This window comes from Providencia sp. UF-224 (assembly GCF_058245955.1).
Genome location: NZ_JBSICC010000133.1, coordinates 1 through 311 on the forward strand (window position 1 = coordinate 1; position 311 = coordinate 311).

The following is a 311-nucleotide window of genomic DNA, read 5'->3' on the forward strand; positions in this document are numbered from 1 at the left end:
AAAGCCACGGGCAACAACAGTGTGCAAAATATCGTTGTTACGCCAAACACAAAAACCCCAAATGCGGGGGACAAGCCAACCATCAAAGTGGAGCTTACCGACAAAAACGGCAATCCTGTCAAGGATGTGCAAAATATCGAAGTCACCATTGGCAACGACAAACACACCCTGCCGGTGACCCCAAATACCGACGGTAGCTACACCGCCGAACTGCCTGCGCAGCAAAGTGGCGATAAACAAATCAATGTTTCCGTGAATGGCAAGGATTCCAATAAAGAAACCCTGAATGTACAGCCACCTGCCCCCGTTTC

General features: G+C 49.5%; 1 protein-coding gene. It reads left to right on the forward strand.

Translation table 11 applies throughout. The features are described 5' to 3' along the window. Positions 1-21: 21 nt before the first annotated feature. The coding region (locus AC4IFO_RS23170) for an invasin domain 3-containing protein (RefSeq protein WP_490737876.1) at positions 22-311 on the forward strand (290 nt) is incomplete at its 3' end.